At 60.1% G+C, this 17,110-nt stretch carries 12 protein-coding genes; 4 read left to right on the plus strand and 8 right to left on the minus strand.

Going from position 1 to position 17,110, the window contains the following annotated elements:
* Positions 1-26 precede the first annotated feature (26 nt).
* The gene (gene queE, locus ACJ8M3_RS14270) at positions 27-698 is read right to left on the minus strand and encodes a 7-carboxy-7-deazaguanine synthase QueE (RefSeq protein ID WP_033641878.1); all 672 of its coding nucleotides are present in this window, start codon (positions 696-698) and stop codon (positions 27-29) included.
* 327 nt (positions 699-1,025) lie between these two features.
* Here queE and ACJ8M3_RS14275 point away from each other — a divergent pair, with 327 nt between their 5' ends.
* The 4 genes from ACJ8M3_RS14275 to ACJ8M3_RS14290 all read left to right on the plus strand — a co-directional run bounded on the left by ACJ8M3_RS14275 (position 1,026) and on the right by ACJ8M3_RS14290 (position 7,462).
* Positions 1,026-2,366, plus strand: coding sequence for an MFS transporter (locus tag ACJ8M3_RS14275; protein ID WP_033641877.1), 1,341 nt, complete (start codon positions 1,026-1,028; stop codon positions 2,364-2,366).
* Positions 2,367-2,741: 375 nt separating this feature from the next.
* Positions 2,742-4,433, plus strand: coding sequence for a urocanate hydratase (gene hutU, locus ACJ8M3_RS14280; protein WP_025159649.1), 1,692 nt, complete (start codon positions 2,742-2,744; stop codon positions 4,431-4,433).
* On the plus strand, positions 4,430-5,965 hold the full coding sequence (gene hutH / locus ACJ8M3_RS14285) for a histidine ammonia-lyase (protein WP_025301604.1): 1,536 nt from the start codon (positions 4,430-4,432) through the stop codon (positions 5,963-5,965). Before hutU ends, hutH begins: the two co-directional genes overlap by 4 nt.
* Before the next feature lie 102 nt (positions 5,966-6,067).
* Positions 6,068-7,462 carry an amino acid permease gene (locus ACJ8M3_RS14290; RefSeq protein WP_033651653.1) on the plus strand — a complete coding sequence of 465 codons (1,395 nt, stop codon included), beginning with the start codon at positions 6,068-6,070 and terminating at the stop codon, positions 7,460-7,462.
* A gap of 36 nt (positions 7,463-7,498) precedes the next feature.
* Here ACJ8M3_RS14290 and ACJ8M3_RS14295 read toward each other — a convergent pair whose 3' ends face one another.
* The 7 genes from ACJ8M3_RS14295 to relA all read right to left on the minus strand — a co-directional run bounded on the left by ACJ8M3_RS14295 (position 7,499) and on the right by relA (position 17,101).
* Positions 7,499-8,695 carry a methionine gamma-lyase gene (locus ACJ8M3_RS14295; protein ID WP_197845321.1) on the minus strand — a complete coding sequence of 399 codons (1,197 nt, stop codon included), beginning with the start codon at positions 8,693-8,695 and terminating at the stop codon, positions 7,499-7,501.
* 30 nt (positions 8,696-8,725) lie between these two features.
* The gene (locus ACJ8M3_RS14300) at positions 8,726-9,130 is read right to left on the minus strand and encodes a hypothetical protein (RefSeq protein WP_080273363.1); all 405 of its coding nucleotides are present in this window, start codon (positions 9,128-9,130) and stop codon (positions 8,726-8,728) included.
* Positions 9,127-10,317, minus strand: a complete 1,191-nt coding sequence (locus ACJ8M3_RS14305; protein WP_442514699.1) for an NAD(P)/FAD-dependent oxidoreductase — start codon at positions 10,315-10,317, stop codon at positions 9,127-9,129. The genes ACJ8M3_RS14300 and ACJ8M3_RS14305 overlap by 4 nt, the downstream gene beginning before the upstream one ends.
* A gap of 285 nt (positions 10,318-10,602) precedes the next feature.
* The gene (eno, locus tag ACJ8M3_RS14310; RefSeq protein WP_004932670.1) at positions 10,603-11,898 is read right to left on the minus strand and encodes a phosphopyruvate hydratase; all 1,296 of its coding nucleotides are present in this window, start codon (positions 11,896-11,898) and stop codon (positions 10,603-10,605) included.
* A gap of 81 nt (positions 11,899-11,979) precedes the next feature.
* On the minus strand, positions 11,980-13,617 hold the full coding sequence (gene pyrG / locus ACJ8M3_RS14315; RefSeq protein WP_004932674.1) for a glutamine hydrolyzing CTP synthase: 1,638 nt from the start codon (positions 13,615-13,617) through the stop codon (positions 11,980-11,982).
* 358 nt (positions 13,618-13,975) lie between these two features.
* Positions 13,976-14,770, minus strand: coding sequence for a nucleoside triphosphate pyrophosphohydrolase (mazG, locus tag ACJ8M3_RS14320; protein WP_033641873.1), 795 nt, complete (start codon positions 14,768-14,770; stop codon positions 13,976-13,978).
* Positions 14,771-14,869: 99 nt separating this feature from the next.
* Entirely contained in the window at positions 14,870-17,101 is a 2,232-nt protein-coding gene (gene relA, locus ACJ8M3_RS14325) for a GTP diphosphokinase (protein ID WP_047572652.1), read from the minus strand.
* Positions 17,102-17,110 lie beyond the last annotated feature (9 nt).

Here is a 17,110-nt window from a genome sequence, read left to right on the forward strand (position 1 = left end):
TCGAAGGCCTGCGGCCAATAAAAAACTCAGGCGATATTCAGATATTTGTGGGTCTGCATCGACAGCCGCCAATTGCGCGCAATGCAGGTTTCGATGCACAGGCGGGTCGCCTCTTCTTTCTGGCTGATCGGCTGCAGCGCAATAATCCGTGCCTTGTCGTCCTGCAGCGTCGCCAGCAGCGCATCCAGCGCCTCGATATCGCGCTCGCGCGCCACCGGATGCTTCACCTCGTCGGCGCGCCGCAGCGCCTGATCCAGCACCTTCATGCCGCCGCGCATATTCACCTTGGGCGAAACCGTCACCCAGGTGTTGGCGGAGCAGCGAATTTCGTGGGTGCCGCTGGTTTCAATCTGGCAACGGTAGCCGTGCTGCTCGAACAGCTCGGTCAACGGCGCCAGATCGTAGATGCAGGGTTCACCGCCGGTGATCACCACATGGCGCGCGGTGTAACCTTGTTGGCGCATCACCGCCAACAGCTGCTCGGCGCCGGCATTGCCCCAGGCGTCGCTCTCTTCTGTTTTGACCAGGATCCGTTGCAGGTCGACTTCCCGATGGGCTTCCTTTTCCCAGGTATGTTTGGTGTCGCACCAGCTGCACCCTACCGGGCAGCCCTGCAGGCGGATGAAAATGGCCGGAACGCCGGTGAAAAAGCCTTCGCCCTGCAAGGTTTGGAACATCTCGTTGATCGGGTACTGCATCGGTTTCTCAATCTGGAAAAGTAAAAAGCGATTATCGCAGATTCCGGCCCGGCGACCAAACGGCCAAAATTGTATTAAATTTTATCCTCCGCGCCGCCGTCAGCATATCTCACCGCCAATGGCGTTCATTTAATTTGTTAACCGGTCTTTGGCCTTTCATCGGCGGTGCAACCTGCTCCACAGAAAACAACACACAGTTAACAAATAAGATAATTATATTTGACATAAAGCGCCGACGCGCAGATGTATATACAAGCAAACACAAGCCGAGCGCCAGTTTCGGCCACGTTCCATCCATCACGACTACATCTGCGTTTAGAGGGTGCCATGACTCATTCCACCAGCGAGTTAAACATTCAACAGGCCATCGACGACAGCAAGTTTTCGCTGTTTCACTGGACACTGATCATTCTCGGATTTCTGATCCTCGCCATCGACGGTTTCGATACCGCCGCCATGGGCTATATCGCCCCCTCGGTCGCCAAAGACTGGGGCATCGTGAAGCAGGATCTGGGGCCGGTGCTGAGCGCTGCGCTGCTGGGGCTGTCGCTCGGCGCGCTGATCGCCGGGCCGATCTCCGATCGCATCGGCCGCAAGCGCGTACTGGTGTTTTCCTGCCTGTTCTTCGGCCTGTCGAGCCTGGCCACCGCCTACGCCGGTTCGCTCAACAGCCTGACGCTGTGGCGCTTCCTCACCGGTCTCGGGCTGGGGGCGGCGATGCCCAACGCCATTACCTTGATCTCCGAATACGCGCCGCAGCGCTGCCGTTCGCTGGCGATCAACACCATGTACTGCGGTTTTCCGCTGGGCGCGGCCGGCGGCGGCGCCATTTCATCGTGGCTGATCCCGAACTACGGCTGGCACAGCGTGCTGCTGCTCGGCGCCATCGCGCCGCTGGTATTGACTGTCCTGCTGATCCTGCTGCTGCCGGAGTCGGTTAAATATATGGTTAACCGCGGCCAGGATGCGGCGAAGATCAAGCGCATCGCGCAGCGCTTCGTCAGCCGGAGCCTCGACGGCGTGACGCGGTTTTACCTGTACGAAGAGAAGCTGGCGCAGACCAAGACCAGCGTCGGCCTGCTGTTCAGCCGCCCTTACCTGCTCGGCACGCTGATGCTGTGGCTGACCTACTTTATGGGGCTGGTGATCTACTACGTGTTGCTGAGCTGGATGCCAATCCTGATGCAGGGACTGGGCTATCAGTTGGAGCAATCGGCGATGCTCACCTCGCTGTTCACCTTCGGCGGCACGCTGGGCATCCTGGTGGCCGGCTGGTTGATGGACCGCTGGAATGCGCACAAAGTGGTCTCGAGCGGCTTTGTCGTCACCGCCCTGCTGATCGTGGCGATGGCCACCGAGGATAAACAGATCGTGCTGCTGGGCGCCTTCATCTTCCTGATGGGCGTCACCATGAACGGCGCGCAGTCCGGGCTGCAAACGCTGGCGGCGACCTTCTACCCGACCCACAGCCGCGCCACCGGCATCGCCTGGATGCAGGGCATCGGCCGCTTCGGCGGCGTCGCCGGCACCATGATGGGCGCCCAACTGCTGGCCATGCAGTGGGAAGTGCAGAGCATCCTGATGTTCCTGTGCGTGCCGGCGCTGATCGCCGCCATCGCCACGGTGTGCAAGATGAGCCGCAAACCGACGCTACAGCCGGCCGCCTGACCCTTGCAAGCCCGCCCACGGCGGGCTTTCTTCCTGCGGTGATAGGGCTTTTTTATCCTCCGCCGTCAACTGTAATAAGACTGTAAAAATATTGTGACTAGCCGCCCAAAAATGAGTCAATTTTAATTCATTTTTGCCGAACAGCTCACTTTTCTCCGGCTTTCCGTACCTGAGACCGGCGATAAAAAATCGCATATCAACCTGATATAAAAAGAAAATAACTTTTTCTTATGCCACTTTTCAGCGGCAACTGGTCAATGTTGCATATGCTTGTACATACAAGTATATGTTAATAAGCCCTACGCATTGTTATGCCGTGGTACTCATCCCCACCGCGGCATGGAATCTGCACCGATACTGTTTGAGGAAAATGCTGTGACTACAAATAACAAAGTTCGCAATGTCGATGTACGCGCGCCACGCGGCACACAATTAAACGCAAAAAGCTGGCTGACCGAAGCGCCGTTACGCATGCTGATGAACAACCTCGATCCTGAAGTTGCGGAGAACCCACACGAGCTGGTGGTGTACGGCGGCATCGGCCGCGCCGCGCGCGACTGGGATTGCTACGACAAGATCGTCGAAACCCTGAAAACGCTGGAAGAAGACGAAACCCTGCTGGTGCAGTCCGGCAAACCGGTCGGCGTCTTCAAAACCCACAGCAACGCGCCGCGCGTGCTGATCGCCAACTCCAACCTGGTGCCGCACTGGGCAACCTGGGAACACTTCAACGAGCTGGACGCCAAAGGCCTGGCGATGTACGGCCAGATGACCGCCGGCAGCTGGATCTACATCGGCAGCCAGGGCATCGTTCAGGGCACCTATGAAACCTTCGTCGAAGCGGGCCGCCAGCACTACGACGGCAGCCTGCAGGGGCGCTGGGTGCTGACCGCCGGTCTGGGCGGCATGGGCGGCGCGCAGCCGCTGGCCGCGACGCTGGCGGGCGCCTGCTCGCTGAACATCGAATGTCAGCAGAGCCGCATCGATTTCCGTCTGAAAACCCGCTACGTCGATGAGCAGGCCAAAGATCTGGACGACGCGCTGGCCCGCATCAAGAAATACACCTCAGAAGGCAAAGCCATCTCCATCGCTCTGTGCGGCAACGCGGCGGAAATCCTGCCTGAGCTGGTGCGCCGCGGCGTGCGCCCGGACATGGTCACCGACCAGACCAGCGCCCACGATCCGCTGAACGGCTACCTGCCGAAGGGCTGGAGCTGGGAAGAGTATCGCCAGCGCGCGCAAACCGAGCCGGCCAAAGTGGTCGCCGCCGCCAAGCAATCGATGGCCGATCACGTCAAAGCCATGCTGGCGTTCCAGCAGATGGGCGTGCCGACCTTCGACTACGGCAACAACATTCGCCAGATGGCGAAAGAAACCGGCGTCGACAACGCCTTCGACTTCCCGGGCTTCGTGCCGGCCTACATCCGTCCGCTGTTCTGCCGCGGCATCGGGCCGTTCCGCTGGGCGGCGCTGTCCGGCGATCCGCAGGACATCTACAAAACTGACGCCATGGTGAAAGAGCTGATCCCGGATGACGAGCACCTGCACCGCTGGCTGGACATGGCGCGCGAGCGCATCAGCTTCCAGGGCCTGCCGGCGCGCATCTGCTGGGTTGGCCTCGGCCAGCGCGCCAAGCTGGGCCTGGCGTTCAACGAGATGGTGCGCCGCGGCGAACTGTCTGCCCCGATCGTCATCGGCCGCGACCATCTGGATTCCGGCTCCGTTTCCAGCCCGAACCGTGAAACCGAAGCGATGAAAGACGGCTCCGATGCCGTTTCCGACTGGCCGCTGCTGAACGCGCTGCTGAATACCGCCAGCGGCGCCACCTGGGTTTCCCTGCACCACGGCGGCGGCGTCGGCATGGGCTTCTCCCAACACTCCGGCATGGTGATCGTCTGCGACGGCACCGACGAAGCCGCCGAGCGCATTGCCCGCGTCCTGCACAATGACCCGGCTACCGGGGTCATGCGTCACGCCGACGCCGGTTACGATATCGCTATCGACTGCGCCCGTGAGCAAGGCCTGAACCTGCCGATGGTTGCCGCGACCCAAGGAGAAAAAGCATGAAAGCGCTGACTATTCGCCCAGGCAAACTGACGCTGGCCCAGCTACGCGACGTGTATCAACATCCGGTGACGCTGACGCTGGACGACAACGCCTACGGCCCTATCCAGCAGAGCGTGGCCTGCGTGGAACGCATCGTTGAAGAAAACCGCACCACTTACGGCATCAACACCGGGTTTGGCCTGCTGGCTTCGACCCGCATCGCCCGCGACGATCTGGAAAACCTGCAGCGTTCGATCGTGCTGTCACACGCCGCCGGCGTGGGCGAGCCCACCGACGACAATCTGGTGCGCCTGATCATGGTGCTGAAAATCAACAGCCTGTCGCGCGGCTTCTCCGGCATTCGTCTGGAAGTCATCCAGGCGCTGATCGCGCTGGTCAACGCCGAAGTTTATCCGCATATCCCGCTGAAGGGCTCGGTCGGCGCCTCCGGCGACCTGGCGCCGCTGGCGCACATGAGCCTGGTGCTGCTGGGCGAAGGCCAGGCGCGCCATCAGGGCCAATGGTTGCCGGCGACCGAAGCGCTGGCCAAGGCCGGTCTGAAACCGCTGACGCTGGCGGCGAAAGAGGGCCTGGCGCTGCTGAACGGCACCCAGGTCTCCGCCGCCTTCGCGCTGCGCGGCCTGTTCGACGCGGAAGACCTGTTCGCCGCCGCGACCGTGGCGGGCAGCCTGACGGTGGAAGCGGCGCTGGGCTCCCGCAGCCCGTTCGATGCGCGTATCCATGAGGTGCGCGGCCAGCGCGGCCAGATCGACGCCGCCCTCGCCTACCGCCACCTGCTCGGCGCGCGCAGCGAAGTCTCCGACTCGCACCGCAACTGCGAAAAAGTGCAGGATCCTTACTCCCTACGCTGTCAGCCGCAGGTGATGGGCGCCTGCCTGACGCAGATCCGCCAGGCCGCCGAGGTGCTGGAGATCGAGGCCAACGCCGTCTCCGATAACCCGCTGGTGTTCGCCGAGCAGGGTGACGTGCTGTCCGGCGGCAACTTCCATGCCGAACCGGTAGCGATGGCCGCCGATAACCTGGCGCTGGCGTTTGCCGAAATCGGCTCGCTGTCCGAACGCCGCATCTCGCTGATGATGGACAAGCACATGTCGCAGCTGCCACCGTTCCTGGTGGAGAACGGCGGCGTGAACTCCGGCTTCATGATCGCTCAGGTCACCGCCGCGGCGCTGGCCAGCGAAAACAAAGCGCTGGCGCATCCGTCGAGCGTCGACAGCATCCCAACCTCCGCCAACCAGGAAGACCACGTCTCCATGGCGCCGGCCGCCGGTCGCCGCCTGTGGAGCATGGCGGACAACGTGCGCGGCATTCTGGCGGTCGAATGGCTGGCCGCCTGCCAGGGCCTGGATTTCCGCAACGGCCTGAAGACCTCGGAAGGTCTGGAGCAGGCGCGCCGTCTGCTGCGCGAGCATGTCAGTTTCTACGACAAGGATCGTTTCTTCGCCCCCGACATTGAAGCCGCCAGCCAACTCTTGGCGGCCGGTCACCTGACATCGCTGCTGCCTGCGGCGCTGCTGCCTAGCCAGGCATAATCATCACACACTGAATCACGCAGTTTGTTCTGCCCCGCCGGGTGCGTTCCACCCGGTGCGGGCAGCGCGTGCCTGTTCGGCAAACACTTAACGGGAAACAACATGCGTAACGAAACGACACAACTCAGACGCGGACTAAACGCGCGGCATATCCGTTTTATGGCTCTCGGCTCGGCGATCGGCACCGGCCTGTTCTACGGCTCCGCCGGCGCCATCCAACTGGCCGGCCCGGCGGTGCTGCTGGCCTATCTGGTGGGCGGCGCGGCGGTATTCATGGTGATGCGCGCGCTGGGTGAAATGGCGGTGCATCAGCCGGTTTCCGGCTCGTTCGGCCACTACGCCAGCCACTATCTCGGCCCGCTGGCCGGGTTCCTCACCGGCTGGACCTACACCTTCGAAATGGTGATCGTCGCCCTGGCGGACGTCACCGCCTTCGGCATCTATATGGGGCTGTGGTTCCCGGACGTCGCTCAGTGGGTTTGGGTGCTCAGCATCATCCTGTTTATCGGCGCGCTCAACCTGTGCAGCGTCAAGGTCTTCGGCGAGCTGGAGTTCTGGCTGTCGCTGGTCAAGGTCGCCGCCATCGTGGCGATGATCGTCGGCGGTGCAGCGGTGATGCTGTTCGGTTTCGGGCAAACCCAGCACGCCACCGGCATCAGCAACCTGTGGCAACACGGCGGCTTTATGCCTAACGGCATCGGCGGCGTGGTCGCGTCATTGGCGGTGGTGATGTTCGCCTTCGGCGGCATCGAGATCATCGGCATTACCGCCAGCGAGGCGAAAGACCCCGCCAAAGTGCTGCCGAAGGCGATCAACGCCGTGCCGGTGCGCATCCTGCTGTTTTACGTGCTGACGCTGACGGTGCTGATGGCTATCTATCCGTGGAACAGCATCGGCCAGAACGGCAGCCCGTTCGTTGAGATCTTCAGCAACCTCGGCATCAGCTCCGCCGCCAACGTGCTGAACGTTGTAGTGATCACCGCCGCCATTTCGGCCATCAACAGCGATATCTTCGGCGCCGGCCGCATGATGTACGGCATGGCGCAGGACGGCCAGGCGCCGCGCAGCTTCACCAAACTGACCGCCAGCGGCGTGCCGTGGATGACGGTGCTGGTGATGTCGGTCGCCCTGCTGTTGGCGGTGGTGCTCAACTACCTGATCCCGGAGAAGGTCTTCATGATCATCGCTTCGATCGCCACCTTCGCCACCGTCTGGGTGTGGCTGATGATCCTGCTGTCGCAGATCGTCATGCGCCGCACGCTGTCGCCGGAAGAAACGCGCCAGTTGAGCTTCCCGGTGCCGTGGTGGCCGGTGGCGCCGGCATTGGCGACCGCCTTTATGGCGTTCGTCATCGGCCTGCTCGGCTATTTCGAAGAGAGCCGCATCGCGCTGTACGTCGGGTTGGTGTGGATCGCTTTACTCACCGTGGCTTACTGGCTGTGGGTGCGCAAGAAAGGCGGCGGTTCGCCGGTGACCGCGGCGACGCAACAGATGTAACGCTCGCTTCTGCTAAAACCCGCTGCGGCGGGTTTTTTATTGCGCCTGCGCCAACGCCTGCAGGATATCCGCCTGCAGATCGTCAAACGCCTCCAGCCCGGCGGACAACCGCACCAGCCCCTCGCTGATGTGATGCCGTTTCCGCTCTTCCGGCGTGTAGGCCGAGTGCGTCATGCTGGCCGGGTGCTGCGCCAGGCTTTCGCAATCGCCCAGGCTGACCGCGCGCAAGATGAGCTGCAGCGCGTTGAGGAAACGAATGCCCGCACGCAGGCCGCCCAGCAGCTCAAACGCCAGCATGCCGCCGGGGCGCGCCATTTGCCGCTGCGCCAACGCATGCTGCGGGAAGTTCGCCAGGCCGGGGTAATATACCCGCTCGACCGCCGGATGCTCCGCCAACATCTCCGCCAGGCGCTGCGCGTTATCGCAATGACGATCCATGCGCAGCGGCAGGGTTTTCATCCCGCGCAGCACCAGCGCGGCATCCTGCGCCGACAGTACCGCCCCGGTCATGTCCTTTAGCCCCTCCAGACGGATCGCCTCTGCCAACGCCTGACGCGTCACCGCTATTCCGGCCAGGAGATCGCCGTGTCCGCCGAGGTACTTGGTCGCCGAGTGCACCACGATATCGGCGCCTAGCGCCAAAGGCCGCTGCAGATAGGGCGTGCAATAGGTGTTGTCCACCAGCAACAGCGCCTGATGCCGATGGGCAATCTCCGCCACGGCGGCGATATCGATCAAACGCATATTGGGATTGGCCGGCGTTTCGCAATACACCAGACGGGTACGCGGTCCAATGGCCGCCGCCAGCCGCTCCGGCCGGGTCAGATCAACGTGGGTTATCTTGACGCCAAAGCGCGCCAGGCCATGATGAAAGTAGCTGAAGGTGCAACCATACACGGTTTCGTCGACAATCAGCTCATCGCCCGGTCTGAGCAGCGTCCAGCAACAGGCGGTGATCGCCCCCATGCCGGAAGCGAACGCCACCGCCGCCTCCCCCTCCTCCAGGTTGGCGACGCGTTGCTCGAGCAGGTTTAACGTCGGATTGGCGATGCGCGAGTAAAAGTACCCCGGCTCGGTGCCGGCAAAGCAGGCGCCGCCGTATTCCGCAGTGGGGAAAGCAAACGTAGAGCTCATAAACACCGGCGGAGACAGTGCCCCCTGATACCGCTGCGGATCGTAGCCGTAATGAATAGTCCGGGTGGCAAAGTCGTGGCCAACTGCTGTAGCGGACATAACACAACTCCTTACCTGAGTGGGTGAAGCTTAATTTTTTGATTCATCCGAAAGGGCCGGCGGCAATGCGCTGTCTCGCGTGCGCTGGCCGATGATTTGTAAAGTACGCAGCAGCAGCGTCAACCCCAGCAGAGTATCCGGCTGCTTCAGCAAGGCGTACAGCGCGCGAAAACTGGCCGGCGGAGGATTCAATTGCAGCTCGCTGTGCGCCATCTGCAGCGCCGTTCCGCCTTCCCAACCGATGGTCACCAAACCTTCAAAGACGCCGGCCAGTTTCTCTACCAGCGCGTTGTCGGCGATGTCCACCACGTCCGACAGCAGCGACAACAGATCGATCACGTTATCCAAACGGCCGCCCGCCAGCAGCGGCTGCAGTTTCTCGAGCAACGCCGCCAATGATTGCAGGTCAGCCGCATGCACCGTGCTTTCCGTCATATCAGCCCCCTTACCGTGGCCCAGTAAAGGCCGCGGTTGAACCCGTTGCGCAGCATGCCGCCCGCCTTGGTGGCGGGCGTCGGCAGCACGTCGTGACGGTAGTCGTACACCAGCGGCATGCCGGCATTCAGCCCCATTTGCGCGACCGCCTGCACCTTGCCGTCGTAATGGCTCACGGTTTGGCCCAGCCGCATTTCCGCCACGATGTTGTCGGCAATGACCGGCGCCTGATTATGGCAAGAGCCACCGGCCTTGCTGACCGGCAAATCCACGGTATCACCTATGACATACACCCCCTGCTGGCCGTAGACCTGCAGCGTTTGATGATCGGTCGGCAGCCAGCCTTCGCCGTTTTGGCTCTCGCTCAACCCGGTATTGCGCACCGCCTCCACTGCACGGATGGGCGGCGTCGCCATCAGAATGTCGAACGGCTGTTCCTCCCCCTCGGCGGAATAGGCGATGTTGCGCTGAGCGTCCACCCGGCTGAGGGTAAACCCACGCTGGTGGCGAATGTCGCGCGCGGCAAAAATGGCGGGCAGCGCTTCGCCGGTCGGGCGCTGTAAAAACAGACAGTTGCGCAGCAGTTGAGAAATGGTTGGGTAGGTATAAACGATCTCCACCGCCTTGCGCACGCCGCGCCGCCGCAGGTAGTCGTCCAGCATCAGGGTGGTTTCGATCGGCGCGATGCCGCACTGATGGGGCACATTAGGCGTTTCAGGGAAGGACACGGTGATGAAAATGCGGCCTTTCTCGATCGTCGCCAGCTTATGCGCCAACCGCCGCGCGGCCTGATACTGGTAGAAATGATCGCCCGCCTGCGCCAACCCTTCGATGCGCTCCGGCCAGGGCTCGCAGCCGGTGGCGAAAACCAGGAAGTCATACGGATAATGCTTGCCGCTTTGCGTAATGATATACCGCTGTTTTAAATCAAAAGATTCCGCTTTATCGACGACAAACTGTATTTCCGGCCGCAATAAACTCCGCTGTGAACGCGTGAGCTCCTGCTTGAAAAAATTATTGAATGCAACATACATAAACGCCGGCTTGTAATAATGCAGCGGCGAATCCGAAATCATTAATAACTCAACTTTATTATTGAGAATTTCCCTGTGCAATTTCACGGCCAGCAGATTGGCTAGCATGGTGCCGCCGGTTCCATCGCCGACAATGACGACTCGCTGTCGCATCTGGCCCTCCCCCAGCCGAAACCCGGCAGTATGAAAGAACGCATTACGATGATGGCGATATTTAACGGCAAGAAAAAAAATAACGCCGCCTTATTGGCAGTCTAGTAACGAATAATTATAAAGCAAATAAAAACGGAATATAAAAACCGGCAAGAAAACTGCACAATAAAATTATTAGGTTAAACGCAGCGATTATTAATAAATAAAACAGGGTTAACATCGGGACGTCAGCCATAAAAAAACCCGCCGCGGCGGGTTTTTATTTAGCAACCGAATCGGTCGAACTTACTGGCCTTTAACTTCTTTCAGGCCGTTGAACGGCGCACGGTCACCCAGCGCTTCTTCGATGCGGATCAGTTGGTTGTACTTGGCAACGCGGTCAGAACGGCTCATGGAACCGGTTTTGATCTGGCCAGCTGCAGTCCCTACCGCCAGGTCGGCGATGGTTGCGTCTTCGGTTTCACCGGAACGGTGAGAGATCACCGCAGTGTAGCCGGCGTCTTTCGCCATCTTGATAGCCGCCAGCGTTTCGGTCAGAGAACCGATCTGGTTGAATTTGATCAGGATGGAGTTAGCGATGCCTTTCTCGATGCCTTCTTTCAGGATCTTGGTGTTGGTCACGAACAGGTCGTCGCCCACCAGCTGAATTTTGTCGCCCAGCACTTTGGTCTGGTAAGCAAAGCCCGCCCAGTCGGATTCATCCAGGCCGTCTTCGATAGACACGATTGGGTACTGTTTGGTCAGCTCTTCCAGGAAGTGAGTGAACTCTTCGGAAGTGAAGGCTTTGTTGCCTTCGCCGGCCAGCACGTATTTACCGTCTTTGTAGAATTCGGAAGCCGCGCAGTCCATCGCCAGAGTGACGTCTTTGCCCAGCTCGTAGCCCGCCGCTTTTACCGCTTCAGCGATAACCGCCAGCGCTTCGGCGTTGGAACCCAGGTTTGGCGCGTAGCCGCCTTCGTCGCCCACGGCGGTGTTCATGCCTTTGGCTTTCAGAACTTTCGCCAGGTGGTGGAACACTTCGGAACCGATGCGCACCGCTTCTTTCAGGGTCTTCGCGCCAACCGGCTGAATCATGAATTCCTGAATGTCGACGTTGTTGTCAGCGTGCTCGCCGCCGTTGATGATGTTCATCATCGGCAGTGGCATGGAGAATTTGCCTGGGGTGCCGTTCAGTTCAGCGATGTGCTCGTACAGCGGCATGCCTTTAGAGGCTGCGGCCGCTTTCGCTGCTGCCAGGGAAACCGCCAGAATGGCGTTGGCGCCGAAGTTGGATTTGTTTTCGGTGCCGTCCAGCTCGATCATGATCTTGTCGATGTTCGCCTGGTCTTTGGCATCTTTACCCAGTACTGCCTGAGCAATCGGACCGTTTACTGCAGCAACGGCTTTCAGTACGCCTTTACCCAGGAAACGAGACTTGTCACCGTCACGCAGTTCCAGCGCTTCGCGGGAACCGGTAGAAGCACCTGACGGCGCAGCAGCCAGGCCGACGAAACCGCCTTCCAGATGAACTTCGGCTTCAACAGTCGGGTTACCGCGGGAGTCGATGATTTCACGACCGATGACTTTAACGATTTTGGACATTAGGTTTTCCTCAGTACAAGTTAAACTAAAACTCCAGACAAACAGCGCGCGGTTCTCACCGCGCGCCGCCTACCAAATATTTTATTTCACCTGGCGCTTCTGATGCTCGCCTGCGGCTTTCACGAAGCCGGCGAACAGCGGATGCCCATCACGCGGCGTCGATGTAAATTCCGGGTGGAATTGACAGGCCACAAACCACGGGTGATTCGGCAGTTCAATGATCTCGACCAGCTTGTTGTCGGCGGAACGACCGGCGACACGCAGCCCTGCGGCTTCGATCTGCTTCAACAGCATGTTGTTAACTTCGTAACGGTGACGATGACGCTCGACAATGGTCGGTTCGCCGTACAGCTGACGCACCAGGCTGTTGTCGCTCAGGTTGCACTGTTGGCCACCTACGCGCATCGTGCCGCCCAAATCGCTTTCTTCGCTGCGCACTTCGACGTTGCCGTCTTCATCGCGCCATTCGGTGATCAACGCCACCACCGGGTACTTACAGTCTGGCATAAACTCGGTGGAGTTGGCGTTCTCCATCCCCGCCACGTTGCGAGCGAACTCCATCAACGCCACCTGCATGCCCAGGCAAATGCCCAGGTAAGGAATGTTGTTCTCGCGCGCATAGCGTGCGGTCATCACTTTGCCTTCCACGCCGCGGTAGCCGAAGCCGCCCGGGATCAGGATCGCGTCCAGCCCTTTCAGCACTTCCACGCCGCGGGTTTCCACGTCCTGCGAGTCGATCAGCTTGATGTTCACGGTCAGACGGTTTTTCAGCCCGCCGTGCTTCAGCGCTTCGATCACCGACTTGTAGGCGTCCGGCAACTCAACGTATTTGCCGACCATACCGATGGTCACTTCGCCGCCCGGATTGGCTTCTTCGTAGATCACCTGTTCCCATTCGGCCAGGTTGGCTTCCGGCGCGTTCAGGCTGAATCGTTTACAAATATAATCGTCCAGCCCCTGAGATTTCAATAGGCCTGGGATTTTATAAATAGAATCAACGTCTTTCAGAGAGATAACCGCTTTTTCCGGCACGTTGCAGAAAAGCGCGATTTTCGCGCGTTCGTTAGCAGGAACCGCGCGGTCGGAACGGCAAATCAGCACATCAGGCTGAATACCGATGGAAAGCAGCTCTTTTACGGAATGCTGGGTCGGCTTGGTTTTCACTTCGCCCGCCGCCGCCATGTACGGCACCAGCGTCAGGTGCATGTACAGGGTGTGCTCGCGGCCCACTTCCACCGCCATCTGACGGATGGCTTCGAGGAACGGCAGCGATTCGATATCGCCGACGGTGCCGCCGATTTCCACCAGCACCACATCGTGGCCTTCGCCACCTTCGATGATGCGTTCTTTGATCGCGTTGGTGATGTGCGGAATGACCTGCACGGTCGCGCCCAGATAGTCGCCGCGGCGTTCTTTACGCAGCACGTCGGAGTAGATGCGGCCGGTGGTGAAGTTGTTGCGACGCGACATTTTGGTGCGGATGAAGCGCTCGTAGTGACCCAAATCCAGATCGGTTTCTGCGCCGTCTTCGGTGACGAAAACTTCCCCATGCTGAATCGGGCTCATGGTGCCCGGATCCACGTTGATGTACGGGTCCAGTTTCATGATGGTAACGTTGAGGCCACGGGCTTCAAGAATAGCCGCCAGAGAGGCTGCGGCAATGCCTTTACCCAGAGAGGATACGACCCCGCCGGTCACAAAAATATAATTAGTTGTCATGCTGAACCTGAGAGTTTAGGTTTAAAGACGATGGAAGAACCAGGACGGGAAAGTAGTATACCCGAACCTCTCCTGACCTACAAACGATCGTTTTGCTGTCCATCATCTCGGCCGCCCTCCCGTGTTCATCAGGGTTTACTCCGCCGGCGCGCCCAAAACCCTCAAGGAAATACAAAGAGTTAGCGGAGAAAATTTCTTTTTACCGCCCCTCTCGAACGATAAAACACCTTAGATTTCAGTTTGTTGGCCTTTTGCTGCCGACGGCAGCCCTGCGCCTGTGACCTGACCGTAAGCTTAACCGTTTCAGCTTGAGTGAACCTTGTTTGTGATCAACATTCAACATTGTCGTTGCAGCGATTCAACTTTCCTGGCGTTTCACCTGTTGCCAGGCATCTTCCATCTGCTCCAGCGTGGCGTCTTCCAAGCGTAGCCCGCGTTGCTTGACGATCGCCTCCACCTCGCGGAAGCGGCGTTCGAACTTGCGGTTGGCCGCCTGCAATGCGTTCTCGGCCTTGTGGCCCAAATGGCGCGAGAGGTTCACCGTGGCGAACAGCAGATCGCCGATCTCCTCTTCCAGCTTGCTCTCATCGACCACCGCCTGGCGGGCTTCGTGCATCACTTCGTCGATCTCTTCATACACTTTGTCCAGCACCGGGCCCAGCGTGTTCCAGTCGAAGCCGACCGAGGCGCAGCGTTTTTGGATCTTGTGCGCCTTCATCAACGCCGGCAACGCCTGCGGAATGTCGTCCAGCACTGAGTGCAGCGCTTTTTCGGCGCGCTCGCCGGCCTTGAGCTGCTCCCAGCGCGCCGCCACGGCTTCGCTGTCTCCGCCCTCGGCGTCGCCGAAGATGTGCGGATGACGGCGCTCCAGCTTGTCGCTGATGGCAGTACACACCTCATCAAAATCGAACAGCCCCTGTTCCTGCCCCATCTGAGCGTAGAACACTACCTGAAACAGCAAGTCGCCCAGTTCGTCGCGCAGATCGGCGTAGTCCTGCCGTTCGATGGCGTCCAGCACTTCGTAAGTCTCTTCCAGCGTGTAGGGCGCGATGGTGGCGAAGGTTTGCTTACGGTCCCATGAGCAACCGTTCTGCGGGTCGCGCAGCGTTTTCATGATGTTCAGCAGGCGCTGCAACGAAGTGGATTGGGTCATAAAAAATCTCTGAGAAAATGGGGGCGCACGGACATGTCCGCCGGAACTGATGGAGTTCGGGCCGCATCGACCTCGGATGCGGCCCGAAAGGCGCAGGAGTTAGTTGCCGTGCAGACGCTTGGCGTCTATCACGTCCGGCAGCTGGTTCAGCTTCGCCAGCACCCGGCCCAGCACCTGCTGGTTATAAATTTCGATGTCCATATCGATGGTGGCCAACTGCTTCTTGGTATCGCTGCGGCTGGCGACGCCCAGCACGTTGACCTTTTCGTTGGCCAGAATGGTGGTGATATCGCGCAGCAGCCCGCTGCGATCGTTGGCCATCACGCGCACCACCAGCGAATAACCGCTGGAGTAGCTTTCTCCCCACACCGCATCGACGATGCGCTCCGGCGCATGCGATTGCAAATCGGCCAGCTGATCGCAGTCCGCACGGTGGATCGAGATGCCGCGCCCCTGGGTGATAAAGCCGACGATGTCGTCGCCCGGGATCGGTTGGCAGCAGCGGGCGATGTGGTGCATCAGGTTGCCCACGCCCTCCACCACCACGCGGCCGTTATCCTTGTTGCGGGCCGGCGGCGGCGCTTTCTGCTGCACCAGCTGGCGCAGCGCCTCGCGATCCTGCTCTTCGGCGCTCGGCTTGTTGAACTTGCCCTGCAGGTAATTCACCATCTGGTTCAGGCGAATGTCCCCGCCGCCGATCGCCGCCAGCACCTCGTCCAGCGAGTTCATGTTGTAGCGCGGGATCAGCAGCTTCTCGGCCTCTTTCAGGCTGATGCCGAGGTGTTCCAATTCGTTGTCCAGCATCTGGCGGCCGGCAAGAATGTTCTTGTCGCGATCCTGCTTGCGGAACCAGTTGTGGATCTTCGAGCGCCCGCGGCTGGTGGTCACGTAGCCCAGGTTCGGGTTCAGCCAGTCGCGGCTCGGGTTCGGCTGTTTCTGGGTGATGATCTCAATCTGATCGCCCATCTTCAGCTGATAGGTAAACGGCACGATGCGGCCGCCGATCTTGGCGCCGATGCAGCGGTGACCAACGTCGCTGTGAATGTGGTAGGCGAAATCGAGCGGCGTGGAGCCGGCCGGCAGATCGACCACGTCGCCTTTCGGGGTAAATACATAGACCCGATCGTCGAACACCTGGCTGCGCACTTCGTCGAGCATCTCGCCGGAGTCCGCCATCTCTTCCTGCCAGGCGATCAGCTTACGCAGCCAGGCGATGCGCTCTTCATAGCCGGAGCGCACGGTAACCCCCGCGCCCTCTTTGTACTTCCAGTGTGCGGCCACGCCCAGCTCGGCGTCTTCATGCATTTGCCGGGTGCGGATCTGAATCTCGACGGTTTTGCCGCGCGGCCCCAGCACCACGGTGTGGATCGACTGGTAGCCGTTGGGTTTCGGGTTGGCGACGTAGTCGTCGAACTCGTCCGGCAGGTGGCGGAAGTGGGTATGCACGATGCCCAATGCCGCATAGCAATCCTGTAGACGCTCCGCCACGATGCGCACCGCGCGCACGTCGAACAGTTCGTCGAACGCCAGGTGCTTTTTCTGCATCTTGCGCCAGATGCTGTAGATGTGTTTCGGCCGGCCGTAGATCTCCACCCGAATGCCTTCTTTGGCCATCTCGTCGCGCAGCCCGGCGACGAAATCGTCGATGAACTGTTCGCGATCGATGCGGCGCTCATGCAACAGCTTGGCGATGCGCTTGTATTCTTCCGGGTGCAGGTAGCGGAAGCAGAAATCCTCCAGCTCCCACTTCAACTGGCCGATGCCGAGCCGGTTAGCCAACGGCGCATAGATGTTGGAACACTCTTTCGCCGCCAGCACGCGTTCGTCTTCCGGCGCGTCTTTCACCTCGCGCAGGTGGGCGATGCGCTCCGCCAGCTTGATGACGACGCAGCGGAAATCCTCAACCATCGCCAGCAGCATGCGGCGCACGTTGTCGACCTGTTCGGAAGCCATCGAATCGTTTTGGGTGGCTTTCAGTTGGCGAATGGCGTCCATGTCCCGCACGCCATGCACCAGGGCGACGATGCCCTTGCCGAACGTTTCCGTCAGGATCTCTTCCTGCACGATGCCGGCATCCACCAGCGGGAACAGCAGCGCGGCGCGCATGCTGTCGTTGTCCATGCTCAGCGTCGAGAGGATTTCCACCATCTCCAGGCCGCGCCACAACAGCAGCGAGGCGTCGGGATGGTTTTGGGTCTGCTGCTCACAATAACGCCAGGTTGCGGCCAATCGCTCACATGACTGCGGGTTGGGTAGCCCCAAGCCGGCGATCCACTCATCGAGAGCGAACTCACCCGCCGTATTCAGATGTGCACTTCTTACCGCAACCATAACTTCTCC

Source organism: Serratia sp. CY55921 (genome assembly GCF_052167655.1).
GTDB lineage: Bacteria > Pseudomonadota > Gammaproteobacteria > Enterobacterales > Enterobacteriaceae > Serratia > Serratia ureilytica.